Genomic DNA, 17,284 nt, shown 5'->3' on the forward strand with positions numbered 1-17,284 from the left:
TCAATTTGTTATGCAGCGCCCACCACTACGCCAAGCCAAAACTATCGATAACGTTTTTAATAGTGCCTATTGGCACCTTGGCCAGCAAGATTTTACCATTAATGAAATTCGCACCAAGCTTGAGCGTAAAACCGAAAACCAAGAATGGATTGATATCGTACTCGCCAAACTAATAGAGAACGGTTATTTAAAAAATAACTATGACTTTGCTATACGCTATTGCGAGTTGGCCTTTAGTAATGAACTCGGTACTGGCGCGATAAGACGTAAGTTACAACTGCGCGGCGTACCCGCTACAGAGATTGATACCGCTATAGAGCAAGTGATGGATGAGCAAAAAGTCGATGCCTTTGAGATGGCCACATCCAGGCTGCTAAGCAAATATGATAACTTTTATGGCACCAACAGAGAAAAAGTCTATGCCCAGATGGCCACAAAAGGGTTTTCCCGATTAGAAATCGACCACGCATTATCACAACATCCAGAACGTGAAACATTGCGCAGTAAATTAGCCGTAAAAGCAGACAAAGCCGACTTAACAACTGAAATAATCAAACTATTTAATAAAGGTAAAGGCGAAACCCTCATCCTGCAGGAATTAAAGCAGCGACTGATTGATGTGAGCGATTTCGAAGATACCTTGTATCAATTAATGCTAACAGGCGATATCGATTTTTATCAAAGCTGTAAAAATGAGCTGGCTAAAAAGCGCTATGACTTATCGGACTATAAAGAAAAGTCGAAAGCGTATGCGTATTTATCCCGTAAAGGGTTCGGCAGTGATGAAATAAAAGAGGCAATGAATCCGGATGATAACTAACTAAAAAAACATCTCAGACCTCTTTATCTATTTCTACTGTTTATCTTAACCGTTGCAGTACCACGGTTTGATCGAGAATTGCTTGAAACGGTTCGTATTCAATTCCACTGTCAAAGATATATTCAGTGACTAATGTGGTGGCCATGCTTAGTAACTCTTCTGACTTCCAAGGTTTCTCAAAATAGCTCTCGACTCTGGCTCGATTGATGGCGGCAATGGTGTCCTGATGGGTTGCTTGGCCGGTTAATAAGATCTTTTTAGTCTGATGATAACGGCGCTCTTGAGAGATCTCGGTGAGAAACTCCACCCCTGTTTTTTCAGGCATGACATGATCAGAAATAACCAAGGCAATATACTCACCCTCAGCATCAAGATCGTCCATAACCTCCAGCGCTTCAATCGCCGATTCACAATCTTCGATATTGAAAAAAGCGGCTAACGGAGAGAGATCTTGTAGCACTGCACTCAATACTTCACGTTGGTCATCAACACAGATTATATTAATTTTTTCCATCAGTTCCCTCGATTTCCTGTGCAGGTACAGGCAGTTTTATCCTGAATATGGTTTTTTCATCATTGCTCATTACCGCAATACTGCCGCCGTAACTGTTTACAATTCGCTGAACGATTGAGAGCCCAAGCCCCAGCCCGAAAGATAACCCACCTTTTTTGGTGGTAAAGTTCGGTTGAAATATTTTTCTTCGTGTTACTTCATCAATCTCAGGGCCATTGTTAGCAACCGTTATTTGTACCATATTGCGTACGTGACGAGTGGATATCTCAATAGCTGGCTCAGAGGTATGACTTAACACATCACTGGCATTTTTAATAATGTTGACCCAGATTTGCACCAGCTCGGTTGAACTGGCTTTCAGCTTCGGCAACACCGCGGGGCTTATTTTTACATTAATGCCACGTAAACTATTGTGCAGCAACGCCAGCGCTTTATTGATGCTATCGTTAACATCCAACCACTCTTCCGTATCCGTATCGGTTCGGCCTAATTGTTTCACCGACTTAACAATACCCACCGAGTGCTTAGAAGCGAGTCGCATATCATGCAGATCCCTACCGATCTCCCAATAGCGCAGAGCTTGTTCAATATCGGTTAACCACGATCTGTCGATTTCACCATGAGGCACTGCGCGAGCAAGCTTTCGGGCGCTATCACGGTCAATTCGATACTCTTTCATCAGCTCTTTTGCTCTGGCTCTAACCTCTGATGAACTCGCCTTCTGACCATAAAGTAAACCATGATCGAGAAATTGCCTAGTATCCGGGTGACACTCTTCGATCAGATCAAATACGACTGTCTGTAATCGCTCCGTTTTGCTGTTAATAACACCGACCGCATTATTTAACTCATGAGCAATGCCCGCGGCCAGCTGCCCTAACGTGGTCATCTGCTCGGCGGTATTTAGCTTGTTCTGTACCGCTTCGCGCTCAACCGCTTCCATGCTGGCTCGGCGCTGTCTGCGCGCTAACTCTTTAACTATCACGGGTGTAAATTGAGCCGTTAGCGGGCCATATTTTTCTGGCGATACCACAGGTGTCGAAGTATCAATCCAAGCAAGCTCGCTGTTCTCTTTTGCGATCACAGTCGTTGACGCTTCGAGAGTTTCTGCAAAAAAACTGTGCACGCCAATAAAGGTTCCAGCGGGTGCGGTAAACACCTTGGTCTTTCTGTCTTTGGCTGTGGAAGAGAAAAAACCTTCTAACTCTCCAGATTTTACCCAATAGAGGCGATCGTTATAACCCGCCTGTTTTAAGACTACCTCGCCTGCAGGAATCGTTATTTGACGAAATGGATTCTCGAAATAATCTTCTATGAGTCGTTGTAGCGTCACTTTTTCCATTGTTACTCTCTAAAGGATATAGCGCTAGGCTACTATCCGTTTCGCTCAGGGTTGTTTATTAAAACAGACGCTCAGGGCTGTTTATTTAAAACAGATGCTCAGGGCTGTCCAATAAAACCCGTGATGTTCAAGATCCACACCATCACAAAGCTCAGTGAGACACCTAATACGCCAAGAATTATCCCAATTTTTGCCATCTGGTTAGTCTGAACGTGGCCTGTTGCATGTGCCAATGCATTCGGTGGCGTACTAATTGGCAACGACATACCGAGCGAAGCGGCGAAGGTAACAACTAAAATCAATGTTATCTCACCTCCGAGCGGCGTTAATGATGTCATCGACGTGCCTAAAGCCGCCATAATTGGCATTAATAAGTTCGCGGTTGCCGTATGTGACATAAAGTTAGCCATAATCAAACATAGCATCGCCGCCCCTAGCAATACCACATATGGTGAGAAGGCATCAAATGGGATACTGTGAACCATCAAGCGTGCCAGTCCTGTTTTATCGAGCGCGAGCCCTAATGCTATACCACCCGAAACCAGCCATAAAACATCCCAAGAGATCTTCTTAAGATCCTCTTTATTGATAATGCCGGTTAAAGAGAAAATGGCCACAGGGATCAAAGCAACGGTGTAAGAATTCATGCCATGACGAGATCCCATCAACCATAATCCGATGGTCATAATGAAGGTGATGTAAACGGTAATCGCTTTTGGCGTTTTTAAAAATTTCCCCTTTATTTTAAGCTCTATCTTCTCTTGCTTAGCGGGAAACAGATGGTTAATCAGGAACCAGGAAGCGGTCATCATCACCACCACAAATGGCACACCAAACATCATCCATTCACCAAAGGTAATGAGGTTATCGTCCACTAAATATTTAAGGGCAATAGCATTAGGAGGGGTTCCGATTGGGGTGCCGATACCACCAATATTGGCCGCAACAGGAATGCATAATGCGAACGCAATTTTACCGGGATCTTTCGGACCAAACAGCGCGATAACCGGGGTTAAAATCGACAACATCATCGCTGTGGTGGCGGTGTTCGACATGAACATCGAAAAGATGCCGGTGATCAGCATTAAACCTAGCATCACAAAACGAGGTTCACTGCCAAACGGCTTTAATAACACCCTGGCCAAGTTGATATCCAAACGATATTTGGTTGCCGCCATCGCTAAGAAAAAGCCACCAAGAAACAGCATAATGATTGGACTTGAAAAGGTCGCCATTATCTCGTTGTATTTTAACAATTCACCAAAGTTGCTTTGATCTTCGCCTAAGCGGAAAAGGATGAAACCTTTATCGGACAGCAGCAATAACTCTAATACGATAATAACTACGGATGTAGCATAAATTGGAATAGGCTCCATCACCCAACACAGAGCCGCCAATAGAAATATCGCAATCACTCGTTGTTGTATGATCGTTAAACCATCAAGAGGGAAAAAGCTGGTGGGAAGGGATAAAACAATCAGAGGGATAAGAATGGGGATTATGTACTTCAAGTATTGGCGCATACAATGCAAATTCCTTCTTAAACAAACGAGGTCTTTTACTATATAAACAAGTTGTTTACATAATAAAAGAATTATCCATTAAACATAGATCTGCTACTTGGCGTCAGATCACCATTTAGACAAACCGCAAGAAAATGTGGGGATTCGTCAGACTCTGCCCCCACTTTCTATAGCGATACCATTAACCTGGCGGTATTTTGCTATTTAGTTTGTTTGCATTTCGGCTAAATAGCCGACACTTTACAGGTAGTTGGAGTGATGGTTTGATTGGTAGGTGGACATTTAGTTGAGAAGACTATTTTTTATTGAATCGTTTATATCAAGGCGTTTCTATGAAAGAGAGGCAAAAGGTCAATCACTGCTTAACTTTCATCCTCTTTTGCCAGTTTTCCAGCTTTTACGTTATCTTTAATTTCCTTATTGACTAACTTTCGGCATTCAGATTTTTCAGAATTACTTTGAGAGCCGGTTTGAGAGTGGCACAAACCTCTAGCGACCAATTCAGATGCCAAGTTTGAGCAACCTGAACCCATTAACACCATGAAACCTATTGCGATAAATCCATTAACTTTTACCATTTTTCATCCCTAAAATTTCAATAAGTCTGCGTATTCCAGCGGTTGCGATCTTTTTGATTTAAACCAATCACTTAAATCATCCTTGTTCTGTCCCCCCATTTTACCCCAAGTGAACGAATTGTGGCAGTTTCCCCAGCAAATGAACGTAGATATCCATTGTTAATTAATAAGTTCACAATAATAGCAGTTAACTTATAAGCCATTTTCAGTTACTAACTGGAATTATACAGCCTAAGTTCTTAAGCCCTTTATAACTATTTAACTGTGGGTGGCACCGTTAATTCTCAGGTTAAATGCTTCCAGCGCCGGACCTGCCCAGATCTGGTAATCCATCTCACGGCCAACTTCACCAGAATTAGCCCCGCGGCTGGAAAACCCAAGATACCAGCGGAAGATAAGCGCCTATATTGGCTAATTTTGACACAGAAATGCTCAATCTCTATTCTCTCAGGCCATAAAGACCATATGGCCTCGCACTGGCTGAAGCTGCTTGACTTTATAAACACCAAACCTGATTAATTGATTCGGTGCCAATAAGCCGCACCCTAGAGCAGATGTTGGGTGGCCGGCTCAGCTGCCTGTTATCAGGAAGTGGCATTATATTGCGACGGCAACGGCTCCCCAAACAATTTGTTGTAACGCATGAAGTGAATGAAGGCTTGGGTTATTGACGGATAATACTGGCTTCTGGGATAAATAGCGTAAATCTGCACCGGATCGGCATATTTGCCGTCAAACAGGGCAACTAAGCGTCCTTCTGCGACATATTGCCGGCCCAGGAAATCGGGTAACCAGGCAATACCACAATTGTTGAGGGCCATATGCATGGCCACTTCCAGCTCGTCACATTGCATGCGGCTTTCAATCTTCACCTTATGACTGAGTTCATCTTCATACCATCTCCAGGTTCCGCTCTCAGATTCATGTTCAGGATCGTAACACTCGATGGTGTGGTAAGCACCCAGCTCGCTCGGGTGCTGAGGTACGCCGTTTTTTGCGAGGTAGGCAGGACTGGCAAAGAACGGCCAGTGACACTCTATCAGGGGGTCGCTGATAAATGACTGTTCCTTTATCGGGGAAATATGCAGAATGAGATCCGCGTCGAATTTATTGGCTTCGGGTCGGCCATAGGAGGTTAGCAGCTTGAGATCGATCTGCGGATACTGGGTGATAAAATCCGTCAAACAATATTGCGCCAGACGTCGGTGGATCAGATCCAAACTGCATACCGTCAGCTTGCCCTTTAGCTCGGCTTTCTGATTATGTATCTCACCTATTGCTTGGATCCAAAGCTGTTCCATTGCCATGGTATGCTCAACAAAACGTCTGCCTTCATCGGTTAACTCGAGTTGTCGGGTTGTGCGTTTAAACAGCGAAATCTGTAAGATTTCTTCGATAGACTTTATCCGTCGGCTCACACCAGGGCGAGTCAGGTTCAGCATATCTGCCGCTTTGGCGAAACTGCCTTGACAGGCAATCATGTTGATGAGCTTAAGATCGTCGACTGAGATGCTGGTCATAGTTGTTTAAGAGTTCCGGGAGCTTCAGGCACGGGTATGTCGATCACCCTCTGAGGGTAGAAAATTACATACAATAGCGGTCATCATAAACAAAATCTCTTATCTTTTTTTATTGTAGGATTTGTCTCATCCAGATAATAAATATATTTGATCTTACAATCAATGTGGTAGCACTATCTCTGGATGCCTTTAGACGAAGGGATCTTATTTAGTCTATTTCGTACCTATTTCGTACCTATCGGTGTTGGGTTCCCTCCCATAGCCGGCTATGGGTTGTGAAATGCACAAAATGAGAAAACGGTGCCTGATTAAGATGGTGTCATATCATAAATACTTTAAAACAGAATGATATGTTAACACCACCTCTTGTTCAGACTTATTATATGCGCGTAACCCTTACGGCATTTTTTTAGCCGGCTTAATAAACTTGCGCCAGGTGTAGGCCCCCAGGAACAGTGCTAGTAAGCCAAAATTAAGCAGGCCCATAGCGCCTGACTGAGGCTCACTTTCTACAAAAGATGCCCACGACCAACCGATACAGATCCACGCGAATCCGAATGCGCCGATTATGCCTAAGTTGGCCTTCCAGTCGAGATGATAGTATTGCCGCAGATGCAGGTAGCCCCATAACGCCGCTGTTGTTAACATTCCCATCAGGTACCACATTAATCCCATCATAATTTTGCCTCTCGCTGTCAAAGTTAAATTTCGATATCTTTACCGGTTTTCCAGAAGCTCTGCACCGCTTTCTCATCGAAAGTGTTGCCGTAACCGTAAAGGTTATCCATGATCTTCATAAAGGTGTGGAGCGGACCACCGGTGAAGCTATTGGAGGCTTCGACCATTCTGTGATGCCAAAAATCCGGTTTATTCCACGGGCAGGCTGTAATGCAGGCACCACAATCGGTGTTACTTTCTAGCCAAAATTTGAAGCACTTCTTGGCATCGCTATAGTACTTCTTGACCCCTAGTTGGTGATGCCATGAATAATCCGGGTTCTCGCCGTGTTCATAGGTCGGATTCCAGCCGGGTTCGTCATCGGTGCTAATGGCATCTGCCGGGCAGGCATCGGCACACAACTTACATTTGCTGCAGAATTCCATGATGCCGAAACTTCTCGGCTTATCATAGCCCTCATCCGGTAACTCAAGATCGGTGAAAATTTTGGCAATCCTGACTCTGGGGCCGAGGCGTGGGGCGATTAACTGACCATTTCGCGCCCCTTCACCTAAACCGGCAGAAACGGCGTAAGCCACGCTGTTAGCTAAGTCATTGCCGGCGACCACAGCCTGATAACCCAAGCCATGCAGGAAGCTTTTCATGCTAGAGCCGATAAATGACATCATAGAATAGCCGTTGCCTACAGTGGCCTCTGATATTTTCGAAGGGGCTGTCGCCATGGCCGCATAATCCATGTCAATCAAAAGCACGATGACCGATTTGGGCTTAAACGGGAACTCGTCCCAGGAGATATCCTTGCCTTTTTGAATATCAAAGATTGGATCCCAGTTCCACATCGGATCGTTGCGTGTAATACCGCATCGCACGGCACCATAAAGTCGGGCGGCCGATTTGATCGCTGCGGAGGCGGCTTCCCCCGATTCAAACTCCCAGCGTTCAGGCGCAACCTGTTCAACCCGTCCGATAGGGGGCGGCAGATCAATCGGCCCCTGATACCAGCTGTTGACGCCATTATCCGGCAACATCATATGTTGGAACGGTGCCATCACTCTCATCGGTGCCCAACCGCCCCAGGAGAGTGCGTTTTCCAGCTGCGACATGCCGGGCTTATCTCCCATCTCTTTAGACTTCTTCAGGGCATAACTGATATCTAACATGCTATGTCCAAATTCCTGGGCGTGTTCCTGGAAGCCCCAGTTATTTTCGAAGGTATGGTTTCTGGCAGGATACTTCAGGGCTAGTTCCGGGCTGAGAGCATAGGTAAAGATTGAGTTGCGCTGAGGAAAGGGTTTGAGCACGTCAAGATCTAAAGGAACCGGAAAGCCATCATGTTCAATGCCTGAGATACGATCGGCGACGAAGGCTGCCGATGTGCCGGTAACTGCCGTTGCCGCGATACCGGCACCAATTTTAAACAGATTACGACGTGATTGATTGACACTTGCGTCGTCAGTGACATCGGTAATTTCAATTCGCTGCTGATTTTCCGGTTGTGCCGGTTTTTTTGAAGTCATCATTTATTTCCTTATTACAGATAAAACCCTGTTATGGATAAGGGAATGGTAGCGATGATAATTCACCCGATAAATGCAGCCGAAGATAATAGACTATTACCAAAAATGCACTAATAGCCGAGGGGGAGGCTGCTGGGTTGTTTCAAGTGTGACGATCCGGTTAACACAAATGGGCAGAATAGAGAGATGGAAGCGGTCTTATTAAACTAAAAATGACCACTGACCACCGAAGAAGATTAACTGAGTTTTGTTCAAAAGTGTGATGAAGACCTAGATATTACATTTTCCGAGCCACTCGTTATGCTGGCGAGTACAGTGTCGGACTGTTTTCCACGCTTCCCTTATCAATTGAGCTGGGACCGCCACCGAGGGAACTCAGGACTGGGAGCGATTCGATTCCCTCGGATAGGCGATTTTATTACCAAAAAGGTTAACTTCATCACAAAGAATTGAGATAAATCTTGCTTACTCGCTCTGGTGTGTCGCCTTGTTTTAATTTTTGTTTTTGCAAATAACCAACTTGCCACCCGATTAATGCGCTACTTAGTGATTTGGATCATTTTAATGGCAATCGCCTGCGTGCTCAGAACCCAATTTCAAACATTGTTCCATTTAATGGAAATTTAAATCTCAGCTCGGACGGCTATTACTTGAACGTTTTCAGGCCTAAAATTCTCACACAATCTAACGGCCTGTCCGATAACGCGCGGCGAGTCTTTTTAAATTTTGATTGCTAAATGTGGAAGAATCATGACGACAAAAAATATCTCTCAGAATGAAACAGCCAATGAACAGCTAGAAGCTGACTTAGACAATCCCGAACGTCGTACGCTTTTAAAACGTGCGGCTATTGGTGGTGGGGCAGTATTAGCGGCGGGCATGGGCAGCTATGCTGCCGGCAAATCGTCCGTTCAAGGAGTTCCCGATCTTAGCTGGCCTGTAGTTACCGATGATTTTAAATCGTTTCCGCAGCGCAACACCGTTTTGTCTTATGCGATCAGCCCGCAACAGATGATGAGGCATCCCGAACGCAATGAGCAGTTTGGTCGCTTAAACAAAAACAATCCTAACTATAACTTCCAGGTGCAGGTGCCTGGCTATGAATTCAAACCCTGGGATAACAGTCGTCCGGGCTTTACTCAGCTGGATCATGCCCTGCAACATTCGTCTTGGTTCCCACCCTTCTCGACAGAACTGCGTCTGGCTGGCCTTGGTACACCCAATTCCCGTTTTTACTCGTGGGATCAGTCCGATGTAGAGCTGGAACAGTATCAGTTCGGCTCAGAAAAAGAGGCCTCGGATGCGATCCGCGCCGCCGCCAAGCTGTATGGTGCGGTGCGCTGTGGTATCGCTCGTCGTGACAAACGCTTCGATTACGATCCTATCTATGATGCTGGTATAACCACTGAAATGATGAATTCGCTGGAGAGTCAAGGGGTACACAAGCTCCGCGATTACAAGCAAGTGGCCGGTGCCATGCAGGAGGCGATGAAGGAATTCAAGGTTCAGGACAGAGAGTTGACCTGGGAGCATGATTTCCCGTTTGTGCCCAAGAGCGTCATCGTCCTGGCTGTGCCGATGGATTACGACAACCTGGCAACGGCGCCAAGCAGAACCTCAGGTGCTACCGTCGGTGATGGCTATACCAAGATGGCAACGTTGGCCTCAAGTATCGCTAAATTCATCAAAAATCTTGGATTTCAAGCGGTGGCCTGTGGCAATGATCTAGGCAGTTCCGTAGCTTATGGCATCGCGGCCGGTCTGGGCGAGGGGGGGCGTAATAACCAGCTGCTGGTACCTGGGTATGGCCCACGTGTGCGTATCTGCAAGGTGTACACAGATTTTGAGTTCGTCGAGTATGATCAGGCTCACACCTGGGGAATGACCGAATTTTGTAAGAGCTGTAAAAAGTGTGGCGAGGCTTGCCCTAGCCAAGCTATTGATATGAGCGACGACACCCACTTCTACTACGATGGTGAGCACTCTGACCAGCCCGGTTATGCATGGGGCAACCATGAGGGGATTAAAAAGTTCCATACCGATGCCAAAAAATGTTTCGACTACTGGCTGGAAAGTGATAACGACTGTGGTGCCTGCGCCGCCGCCTGTACTTTCAACGAACCAGATTACTGGCATCACTGGTTTATCATGGCGATCAATCCATACACACCGAAATTTATTCACAGCCTTATGGCAGAACTGCATCCGGCCTTTGGTTACGGTTCGACTGAGGACCCGGCGAAGGTGAAGAAATTTTGGAAAACAGGTGAAGGTATGCGAGTAAACGAAACTAACCGCCACGCGTTTGGTGCGGTCGGCAAAGCGTAAAGGGGAGTACAGATATGCAATTATTACAGTGGTTTTTAATGGGGATCATGTTCACTCTAGGATCGATAGGGGTGGCATATCTTTCAACTAAAGTGAAGATGCCTTGGTACGGTTGGTCAACAGTGATCATAGGTAGCATCCTTGTTCTGTTCGGCATAGGTTGGTCCGGCGCTTCTTTCCTGGAAGGCGTCGCCCAGTCTGGCGCGATGGCGCTGATGCTAATGAGTATGCCTGGCGTGCTGATGGTTGTTCTGGCTTATCGTTACTTTGCTACGCAAATTGTAAGTAAGTCTTAAGCAAGCTGTGAGTCATAACAATGTTATCGGTGTTGGTGGTCATAATCCCAACGCCGATTTTTTTACACAATATTCAGGAGTCGATAATGATAAACCAATGGCAAGTTAATAGTGAGCAAGCCTACGCCGAACTGGAGTTTGGTCCGCCTGTTTATAAGGCCTGTGTACACTGTCAAAGTGCAATCGAAATTATCCCATTGCTGTCAGGGAACCCTCTGGGGGGAACACTTTGGAGTGATGGTTTTCAGGAAACCGAACAGATGCCGGTTCAGGATTTACTGGGTAGATGCCGGCACTGTAACGAAATCGTTAGTCTGGTTGATCTGGAGCCATACCCAACGCCAAAAGTCCCCTCGGACAACGACGATTGTTCTTATGTGTCACTGACCCTGGGGGACTACGAAATGCTGTTGCAGCAACTCGGCGATATTGCCGAAGAGTATCACGCCTATCTAAGGATCAAGTTTTGGCATCAGCGCAATGACCAACGCCGCCATTCAGACACCAGCATGCCATTAACGGCGCAGGAGCAACAAAACCTGCAGCAGCTGTTACCCCTGCTCGATAATGTCGATGCTGAGCGCTTACTTAAAGTGGAAATTTATCGGCAATTCGGAGATTTTGAGCAGGCTAAACGCGTGTTATCAGACCCATTCGATCATCGTGTCAGTGACGTGGTGCAGCGTTTAAGGCAATTGGTTCGTGATAAAAACTCTCGCCTTGAAATGATTTACTCCGGCGAGGCTGCACGTCATTCGGCAGCTCCTTGTAACGCCACATCGACTAAACCAGCTTTCAGTGGGGGGGGCAATGATTTTTAATTTAAACATCCGTAAAAAACTGATGATATCGGTTTTTATTCCGATTATCGGTTTGTCCGTGATGGCGATTAAGGAGATAGCGACTAAAAAACGCGAATATGATGAGGCTGTCTCCGTTCAGCATATCGTGGAACTGTCAGTGAAAGCCAGCGAGCTGCTGCACGAAATCCAGCAAGAGCGAGGCATGACGGCTGCTTTCTTGGGGACGCAGGGGCATGAATTTGATGCTTTACTGCAAGCACAGCACCAACAGACAGACAGTGTGAGCCTTGAATTTCAGCAATTCGTCGGTAGGTTTGACTTTACCCCTTTTGGTACCGGATTGCAGGTTCAGGAGCGCAAGATTGACGATGAGCTGGGCCGTGTTGCCAGGTTAAGGGCTCGGGTTACTGATTTGAGCATCAACGTCGATGAAGCCTTGGACAAGTATGGCAGGTTAAACACTCAGTTGTTAAATATGATCTCCTCGGCTGCGGCACAAAGTGCGAATGATGGCCTGAATAAACAGATACTTGCCTATTACAATCTGCTGCAAGGCAAGGAGCTGGCCGGCGTCGAACTGGCTGTATTAAGCCATACCTTTGCCCGTGACCGCTTCGACGGGGGGATGCTGAACCGCGAGATCACACTGCTCAGCCAACAGAATACTTATTTTAAGTATTTTTATCTGCTTGCCTCGGAAGATATAGCTGCATTGGCTAAAAACATGGAAAATCAATCAGCTATGAGGAAGGTCAAGCTGATGCGTCAGTTGGTCCTGCAAAAAAGTACCCAAGGCGATTTTGGTGTGTCGGTTAGGCATTGGTTTAAGGTTGCAACGCAAGGTATAGGCGAGCTCAAAGAGGTTGGAGATGGTGTTGCTTCTGCTATCAGAACTCAGGCGCAAGAGGCGGCATCAACGGCATTAGTCCAAGCGATACGCCAGGGTATATTCCATTTTATCCTGGTGACTCTGGTGGTTAGTGTCAGCTTTATGATAGTGCAAAAGCTGTTGCTTCAGATCGCAAGTTTAACAACGACAATCAAGCAGGTTGCAGAAGCGGGGGATTTATCCCTACTGGTGCAGGTGGTTACGGACGATGAACTGGGACAAACTGGCAGAGTTTTTAATCTAATGATTAGAAAATTTGCTGAGACCATGGCTCAAGTGAAGTTGTCCAGTGAACAACTGGCGGCCGTGGCGGAGGAGGCATCAGTGGTTTCGGTTAAGGAAAACCGGGTGCAGACCAGCCAGCAAACGAAAACGGAGTTGCTGGTCTCTGCGGTAGACCAGGTGTCGACTTCGGTGCTGGAAGTGGCGCACAGCGTAAATGTGGCGGCGGAGACGGCGCAGAAGGCGACAGAGGCCTCATCCGAAGGGAAAGCAGTCGTAGCTAAAACGGTTCAGGCTATCGACATAATGTCGAGTATGATGAACGAGATACAGGATGACGTTAGCGATTTGGCCGAACAATGCAATCAGGTTGGTGATATCCTGGATGTGATCCGGGAGGTGACCAAACAGACCAACCTACTGGCCCTGAACGCCGCCATCGAAGCGGCCCACGCCGGAGAGCAGGGACGGGGGGTCGCCGTGGTAGCCGATCAGGTACGTTTATTGGCGCAGCGTACTCACGACTCAACAGAAGAGATCCAGCAGATGGTCCAAAACCTGCAGCAGGGGGCGCTTAAGACGCAGGCATCTATGGCTAAAGGGTATGTTCAGTCTGATTTCGCCGCCAATCAGGCACGGCAAGCTGGCGACGCCCTCGAAGACATATTTACGGCGGTGATCCACATTACCGATATGAGTCACCAGATCGCGTCGGTAACCAAAGAGCAAAGCGTCGCTGCCGGGCTGGTGTCACAAAACCTGACGATTATCTCGGATACGGGTAGAGAAAACGTTCGCGGGGCCAACCAGCTGATGACGTCCAGTGAAGAGTTGGCGCAATTGGCGGCGTCGTTAAAAAAACTGGTCGAACATTTTCACATAGGCGTATAAAACATTGGCAATAAAGCCTGTCTCTTATACACAAGTCCCCCAGCTCTTTAGTTGGGTTTTTTTTAACTATTGTTATCATAATAGAACCGAACATTATACTCAGTAACAAGATGATTTTTATGTTAATTTCCAATACAGAGATGGTGCCCGCTAGAGTCCAAACGGGAGCGGTTGAGCGATACGCGGTCGCGTTAAACAACTAGCGGTTTTCATCGGAAGCAGACTCCAGCGCGTCTATGTTCTGCTGCATAGTTTGCTCTAGGTATGACAACATCAGGCGAATTTTTTGCGACGGGAATCGTCGGTCGTGATAGACCGCATAGAGGGGCGTGCTGCTTTGGAAGCGGTTATTGAACAAGGGTTGTAAGGCGCCTTGCTCAACCAAGGGGTTAGCCAACATTTTTGGCAACTGAGTGATGCCTAATCCAGCTTCGGTCAGGCGAAGCACCAATTCCGGCGAATCCACAATAAACTTAGGTGATAGCTCAAGCCATTGCTGACTCTCGCCGTCGTCAAACTTCCAGCGCGGGGAATCGCTCTGCTGGAAGCTAAGAAAAATCTGATCATGTGCCGCTATCTGTTCCGGCGTTTCGGGGGTTCCTGCGCGCTTGAGATAAGCGGGACTGGCATAATAGCTGCTTTGGAACTGGGCAATCCGCTTGCCAATCAAGGTAGAATCCTGGAGTTCCCCCGGGTTGAGTAATAGATCGAAGCGCCGCTCCGATATGTCATTCGGGCTGGACTCCGGAGTACGCAGCTCCAGTACCAATTGCGGATACTTAAGACAAAGCGCGGTGATCTCCCGGGTGAAAAAAGAGTTGAACATCACAGGCGCAAAGACACGCAGTCTACCTGATGCATGCTCTTTTTGCTGGTCCAGCATTAACTGGGTATCTTTCACTTCATGCAAGATGCTCAACGCTCGTTCATAGAATTTTTCGCCCAGCTCGGTCAGTGTAAAGTGGCGTGTCGTACGGTGAAGTAAACGCACGTTCAGGTTTTTTTCGAGTTCACTGATCCGTCGGCTCAAGGTGGACTTGGGAATACCGCAATAGTCGGCTGCCCTGGTAAAACTGCCGTGCTCCACGACCCGGACAAACAGTTGCATGTCGTCGAAGTTCATTGAACGCATTTGGTTAAGTCCTTGAATAAAAATAAAACTCTAATGTTTACCTATGGGGTCCGTGATATATAACGCGACGGCGTGAAATCAGGACGGTGAACCTATGTCTCATGTATAAAAAATGCCGACATGTTCGGCTAGATTATACCCTTTTTCATTTAAATTTTGTACAGATAATAATGAGTTACCATTAATGAAGGGCAATAAGCCAATACCATCGCATGGCGCCGAGAGCCTAAAGAGTGCTTGACTATCTGAGGCAGAACACAGAATAAGAGTATGACTGTAATACAGATCGTAGACTCTTTTGAATAGCCTACTTTAAGGTTAGCTTAGGGGAGGCGGATCATCTAATTAAGCCATCGGCACTATTCATATCTAAACTAGAAGTGCTCGATGGCTTTTGCTTTTGCTTTTTCTATTTCTATTTCTTAAACTTAAAACTTACAGCTTCTCTTTTTTCTAAAAGCCGCTCAAGGCTGACTTTCTTCAAAAGCCGCTCAGGGCTGACGCTTTTCCTCGCAACTCGAAACTCGTAGCTGCTTTTAACTTCTTTAAGCCATTCTCTGTGTCGGCTTCCAACGCAGTAACTGAGACGGTAACTTAACCCCTTGAGCGGTCAACGAGTTAACGCGGTTGAGGTAAGCGGCGCCATACATCAAGTGCTTAGCCAGGTCGACCGCATTACGGTCTTGGTAGTTATCTAAGTAGCTGCCCTTGGCCCACTGGTTGAATGCACCCAGTGCCGGACCTGCCCAGATCTGATAATCCATCTCACGACCCACTTCACCTGAATTAGACCAGCGGCTTGAAAGTCCGAGGTACCAGCGGAAGATAAGCGCCATCTTACGCTTAGGGTTACCCTCGGCGCGTTCAATTTGCTTAGGGTCACGTTCGTTGAAGTGAGCAACAGTGCCGGCCCAGATATCATCGAGACTCGAGCGGAATACCTGCTTCTCAAGTTTCTCACGCTCGTCAGTCGGAATAGCTTCGATAGAGTCATAGCGGGTGTAAAGTTCATACAGCTTGTTCGCGCGCATCGGGAACAAGGTTCCGCGCTTCACGACCTGCAGTTTAACGCCCATCTCGAACATATCGGCGGCGGGGGCCATGGTCACATCGGCCATTTCGGTAGTGGCAAGCAGCTTACGGGTATGCTCGCTGGCACCGGCTTCGACACAGGCCTGGTTGATTGAACCGGTAACGATATAGGCTGCGCCCATATTGAAAGTGGCCAGTGCCGCATCGGGAGTACCGACGCCGCCACCACAACCTACACGAATTGGCGTGTCGTATTGGTATTTGGCTTGGATCTCCTCTTTGAGCGCCAAGATTGTAGGCAATAATGTGACTAAAGGACGGTTATCGGTGTGACCACCAGAATCGGCTTCGGCGGTGATGTCATCGGCCATGGGAACGAGCTGTGCCAGTTCCATCTGCTCAGGGGTAATAGAGCCGTCATCGACCAGCTTTTGCAGCATCTTAGCCGGTGCAGGCATCATGAACTTCTCAGCCACTTCGGTGCGGCTCACTTTAGCGATAACCTTGTTAGCAACTTGGATATTGCCATGGGAATCACGGCTCAAACCCGCGGCGCGGTAATAGACAATCTGTGGCGTAAGACCAAGAAATGCCGAGGCCTCGACGGTGCGAACCTTATGCTTTAGAAATAGCTCGACACTGCCACGTTCGAGTGCCGGTTCGCTTGGGCTATGAATAAGATTGAACATGTATGGGCCGTTTGGTAGCGCGGCCTGAATGCGGTTAATCGCGGCCTCAACGCGGCTAGGAATAAGACCCGCTGCACCAAATGAACATAAAATGCCAGCTTGACCCAGTGCAATCACCAGCTCTTCAGATGAGATGCCGTTGGCCATTGCGCCGGCATAATAGGCGTATTTTACGCCGTGTACGCGGCGAAAGTTACTGTCGCCCAGGCTTTCTGTGCCTAGGGCCGGCGCGAATGCGCTGACGGGCAGTGAACTGCTGTTTGCGGCTTGCTCGCCAGCGTCATCTGAAACAACTTTAGCGGTTTGTGCAAGACCAAAGCCTTTCTCACTGTGGTTGACGACATAGCAGCCACGGCTGAAGTCTTTGAGCTGCTGTTCGATCGCGTTAACATCGAAACTGATGTTGGCATCGATAACCTGCCACGGCCATGGAGATAGCATTTCACTTGTTGTAGTAGGATTCATTATATTTAAGACCCTTAATAATTCTATTTTTTAGTTGAGTCACCT

Annotated in this window: 14 protein-coding genes and 1 pseudogene; 5 read left to right on the top strand and 10 right to left on the bottom strand. The window is 47.1% G+C overall.

The annotated features are described in order from the left end of the window. Nucleotides 1-10: 10 nt before the first annotated feature. Entirely contained in the window at nucleotides 11-820 is an 810-nt protein-coding gene (locus tag EKG38_RS09790) for a RecX family transcriptional regulator (RefSeq protein WP_126520071.1), read from the top strand. A gap of 40 nt (nucleotides 821-860) precedes the next feature. On the opposite strand, the gene EKG38_RS09795 is transcribed toward EKG38_RS09790, so the two are convergent. From EKG38_RS09795 to EKG38_RS09825, 8 genes and pseudogenes are all read right to left on the bottom strand, one after another. Next, on the bottom strand, nucleotides 861-1,334 hold the full coding sequence (locus EKG38_RS09795; protein WP_126520072.1) for a response regulator: 474 nt from the start codon (nucleotides 1,332-1,334) through the stop codon (nucleotides 861-863). After that, nucleotides 1,321-2,676 carry an ATP-binding protein gene (locus EKG38_RS09800; protein WP_126520073.1) on the bottom strand — a complete coding sequence of 452 codons (1,356 nt, stop codon included), beginning with the start codon at nucleotides 2,674-2,676 and terminating at the stop codon, nucleotides 1,321-1,323. Before EKG38_RS09800 ends, EKG38_RS09795 begins: the two co-directional genes overlap by 14 nt. A 98-nt stretch (nucleotides 2,677-2,774) precedes the next feature. Next, entirely contained in the window at nucleotides 2,775-4,199 is a 1,425-nt protein-coding gene (locus EKG38_RS09805; RefSeq protein ID WP_126520074.1) for an SLC13 family permease, read from the bottom strand. A 362-nt stretch (nucleotides 4,200-4,561) separates the two neighbouring features. Further along, nucleotides 4,562-4,777: a hypothetical protein gene (locus tag EKG38_RS09810; RefSeq protein WP_126520075.1), complete on the bottom strand. Its 216-nt coding sequence runs from the start codon at nucleotides 4,775-4,777 to the stop codon at nucleotides 4,562-4,564. A 270-nt stretch (nucleotides 4,778-5,047) separates the two neighbouring features. Beyond that, a pseudogene (locus tag EKG38_RS25390) lies at nucleotides 5,048-5,179 on the bottom strand (hypothetical protein); the annotation flags it as partial. Between the two features lie 182 nt (nucleotides 5,180-5,361). Further along, nucleotides 5,362-6,297 (bottom strand): LysR family transcriptional regulator, encoded by a 936-nt coding sequence (locus tag EKG38_RS09815; RefSeq protein WP_126520076.1) that lies wholly within the window; start codon nucleotides 6,295-6,297, stop codon nucleotides 5,362-5,364. Nucleotides 6,298-6,693: 396 nt separating this feature from the next. Beyond that, nucleotides 6,694-6,975 carry a VcrB family reductive dehalogenase putative membrane anchor gene (locus EKG38_RS09820; protein ID WP_185826824.1) on the bottom strand — a complete coding sequence of 94 codons (282 nt, stop codon included), beginning with the start codon at nucleotides 6,973-6,975 and terminating at the stop codon, nucleotides 6,694-6,696. A gap of 23 nt (nucleotides 6,976-6,998) precedes the next feature. Next, on the bottom strand, nucleotides 6,999-8,495 hold the full coding sequence (locus EKG38_RS09825) for a reductive dehalogenase (protein ID WP_246033125.1): 1,497 nt from the start codon (nucleotides 8,493-8,495) through the stop codon (nucleotides 6,999-7,001). Nucleotides 8,496-9,242: 747 nt separating this feature from the next. On the opposite strand from EKG38_RS09825, the gene EKG38_RS09830 reads away from it, so the two are divergent. From EKG38_RS09830 to EKG38_RS09845, 4 genes are all read left to right on the top strand, one after another. Then, on the top strand, nucleotides 9,243-10,820 hold the full coding sequence (locus EKG38_RS09830; RefSeq protein WP_246033126.1) for a reductive dehalogenase: 1,578 nt from the start codon (nucleotides 9,243-9,245) through the stop codon (nucleotides 10,818-10,820). 14 nt (nucleotides 10,821-10,834) lie between these two features. Continuing rightward, on the top strand, nucleotides 10,835-11,116 hold the full coding sequence (locus EKG38_RS09835) for a VcrB family reductive dehalogenase putative membrane anchor (protein ID WP_126520077.1): 282 nt from the start codon (nucleotides 10,835-10,837) through the stop codon (nucleotides 11,114-11,116). An 86-nt stretch (nucleotides 11,117-11,202) separates the two neighbouring features. Continuing rightward, nucleotides 11,203-11,937 (top strand): hypothetical protein, encoded by a 735-nt coding sequence (locus EKG38_RS09840; protein WP_126520078.1) that lies wholly within the window; start codon nucleotides 11,203-11,205, stop codon nucleotides 11,935-11,937. Continuing rightward, nucleotides 11,927-13,921, top strand: a complete 1,995-nt coding sequence (locus EKG38_RS09845; RefSeq protein ID WP_126520079.1) for a methyl-accepting chemotaxis protein — start codon at nucleotides 11,927-11,929, stop codon at nucleotides 13,919-13,921. Before EKG38_RS09840 ends, EKG38_RS09845 begins: the two co-directional genes overlap by 11 nt. A gap of 199 nt (nucleotides 13,922-14,120) precedes the next feature. Here EKG38_RS09845 and EKG38_RS09850 read toward each other — a convergent pair whose 3' ends face one another. Together EKG38_RS09850 and pfaD are read right to left on the bottom strand one after the other, a co-directional pair. Next, a complete protein-coding gene (locus EKG38_RS09850; RefSeq protein WP_126520080.1) occupies nucleotides 14,121-15,053 on the bottom strand; it encodes a LysR family transcriptional regulator in 933 nt (310 codons plus the stop codon). Nucleotides 15,054-15,598: 545 nt separating this feature from the next. After that, nucleotides 15,599-17,239, bottom strand: coding sequence for an eicosapentaenoate synthase subunit PfaD (gene pfaD / locus EKG38_RS09855; protein WP_126520081.1), 1,641 nt, complete (start codon nucleotides 17,237-17,239; stop codon nucleotides 15,599-15,601). Between the last annotated feature and the right edge of the window lie 45 nt (nucleotides 17,240-17,284).

Source organism: Shewanella canadensis, assembly GCF_003966225.1.
In the GTDB taxonomy this organism is placed as follows: domain Bacteria; phylum Pseudomonadota; class Gammaproteobacteria; order Enterobacterales; family Shewanellaceae; genus Shewanella; species Shewanella canadensis.

Excerpts from the sequence above, each read along its gene's own strand:
- EKG38_RS09810 (WP_126520075.1), bottom strand. The coding sequence starts at position 4,777 with ATGGTAAAAGTTAATGGATTTATCGCAATAGGTTTCATGGTGTTAATG.
- EKG38_RS09845 (WP_126520079.1), top strand. The coding sequence starts at position 11,927 with ATGATTTTTAATTTAAACATCCGTAAAAAACTGATGATATCGGTTTTT.
- EKG38_RS09790 (WP_126520071.1), top strand. The coding sequence starts at position 11 with ATGCAGCGCCCACCACTACGCCAAGCCAAAACTATCGATAACGTTTTT.
- EKG38_RS09800 (WP_126520073.1), bottom strand. The coding sequence starts at position 2,676 with ATGGAAAAAGTGACGCTACAACGACTCATAGAAGATTATTTCGAGAAT.
- EKG38_RS09815 (WP_126520076.1), bottom strand. The coding sequence starts at position 6,297 with ATGACCAGCATCTCAGTCGACGATCTTAAGCTCATCAACATGATTGCC.
- EKG38_RS09805 (WP_126520074.1), bottom strand. The coding sequence starts at position 4,199 with ATGCGCCAATACTTGAAGTACATAATCCCCATTCTTATCCCTCTGATT.
- EKG38_RS09850 (WP_126520080.1), bottom strand. The coding sequence starts at position 15,053 with ATGCGTTCAATGAACTTCGACGACATGCAACTGTTTGTCCGGGTCGTG.
- EKG38_RS09820 (WP_185826824.1), bottom strand. The coding sequence starts at position 6,975 with ATGATGGGATTAATGTGGTACCTGATGGGAATGTTAACAACAGCGGCG.
- EKG38_RS09795 (WP_126520072.1), bottom strand. The coding sequence starts at position 1,334 with ATGGAAAAAATTAATATAATCTGTGTTGATGACCAACGTGAAGTATTG.
- EKG38_RS09835 (WP_126520077.1), top strand. The coding sequence starts at position 10,835 with ATGCAATTATTACAGTGGTTTTTAATGGGGATCATGTTCACTCTAGGA.
- EKG38_RS09825 (WP_246033125.1), bottom strand. The coding sequence starts at position 8,495 with ATGATGACTTCAAAAAAACCGGCACAACCGGAAAATCAGCAGCGAATT.
- EKG38_RS09840 (WP_126520078.1), top strand. The coding sequence starts at position 11,203 with ATGATAAACCAATGGCAAGTTAATAGTGAGCAAGCCTACGCCGAACTG.
- EKG38_RS09830 (WP_246033126.1), top strand. The coding sequence starts at position 9,243 with ATGACGACAAAAAATATCTCTCAGAATGAAACAGCCAATGAACAGCTA.
- pfaD (WP_126520081.1), bottom strand. The coding sequence starts at position 17,239 with ATGAATCCTACTACAACAAGTGAAATGCTATCTCCATGGCCGTGGCAG.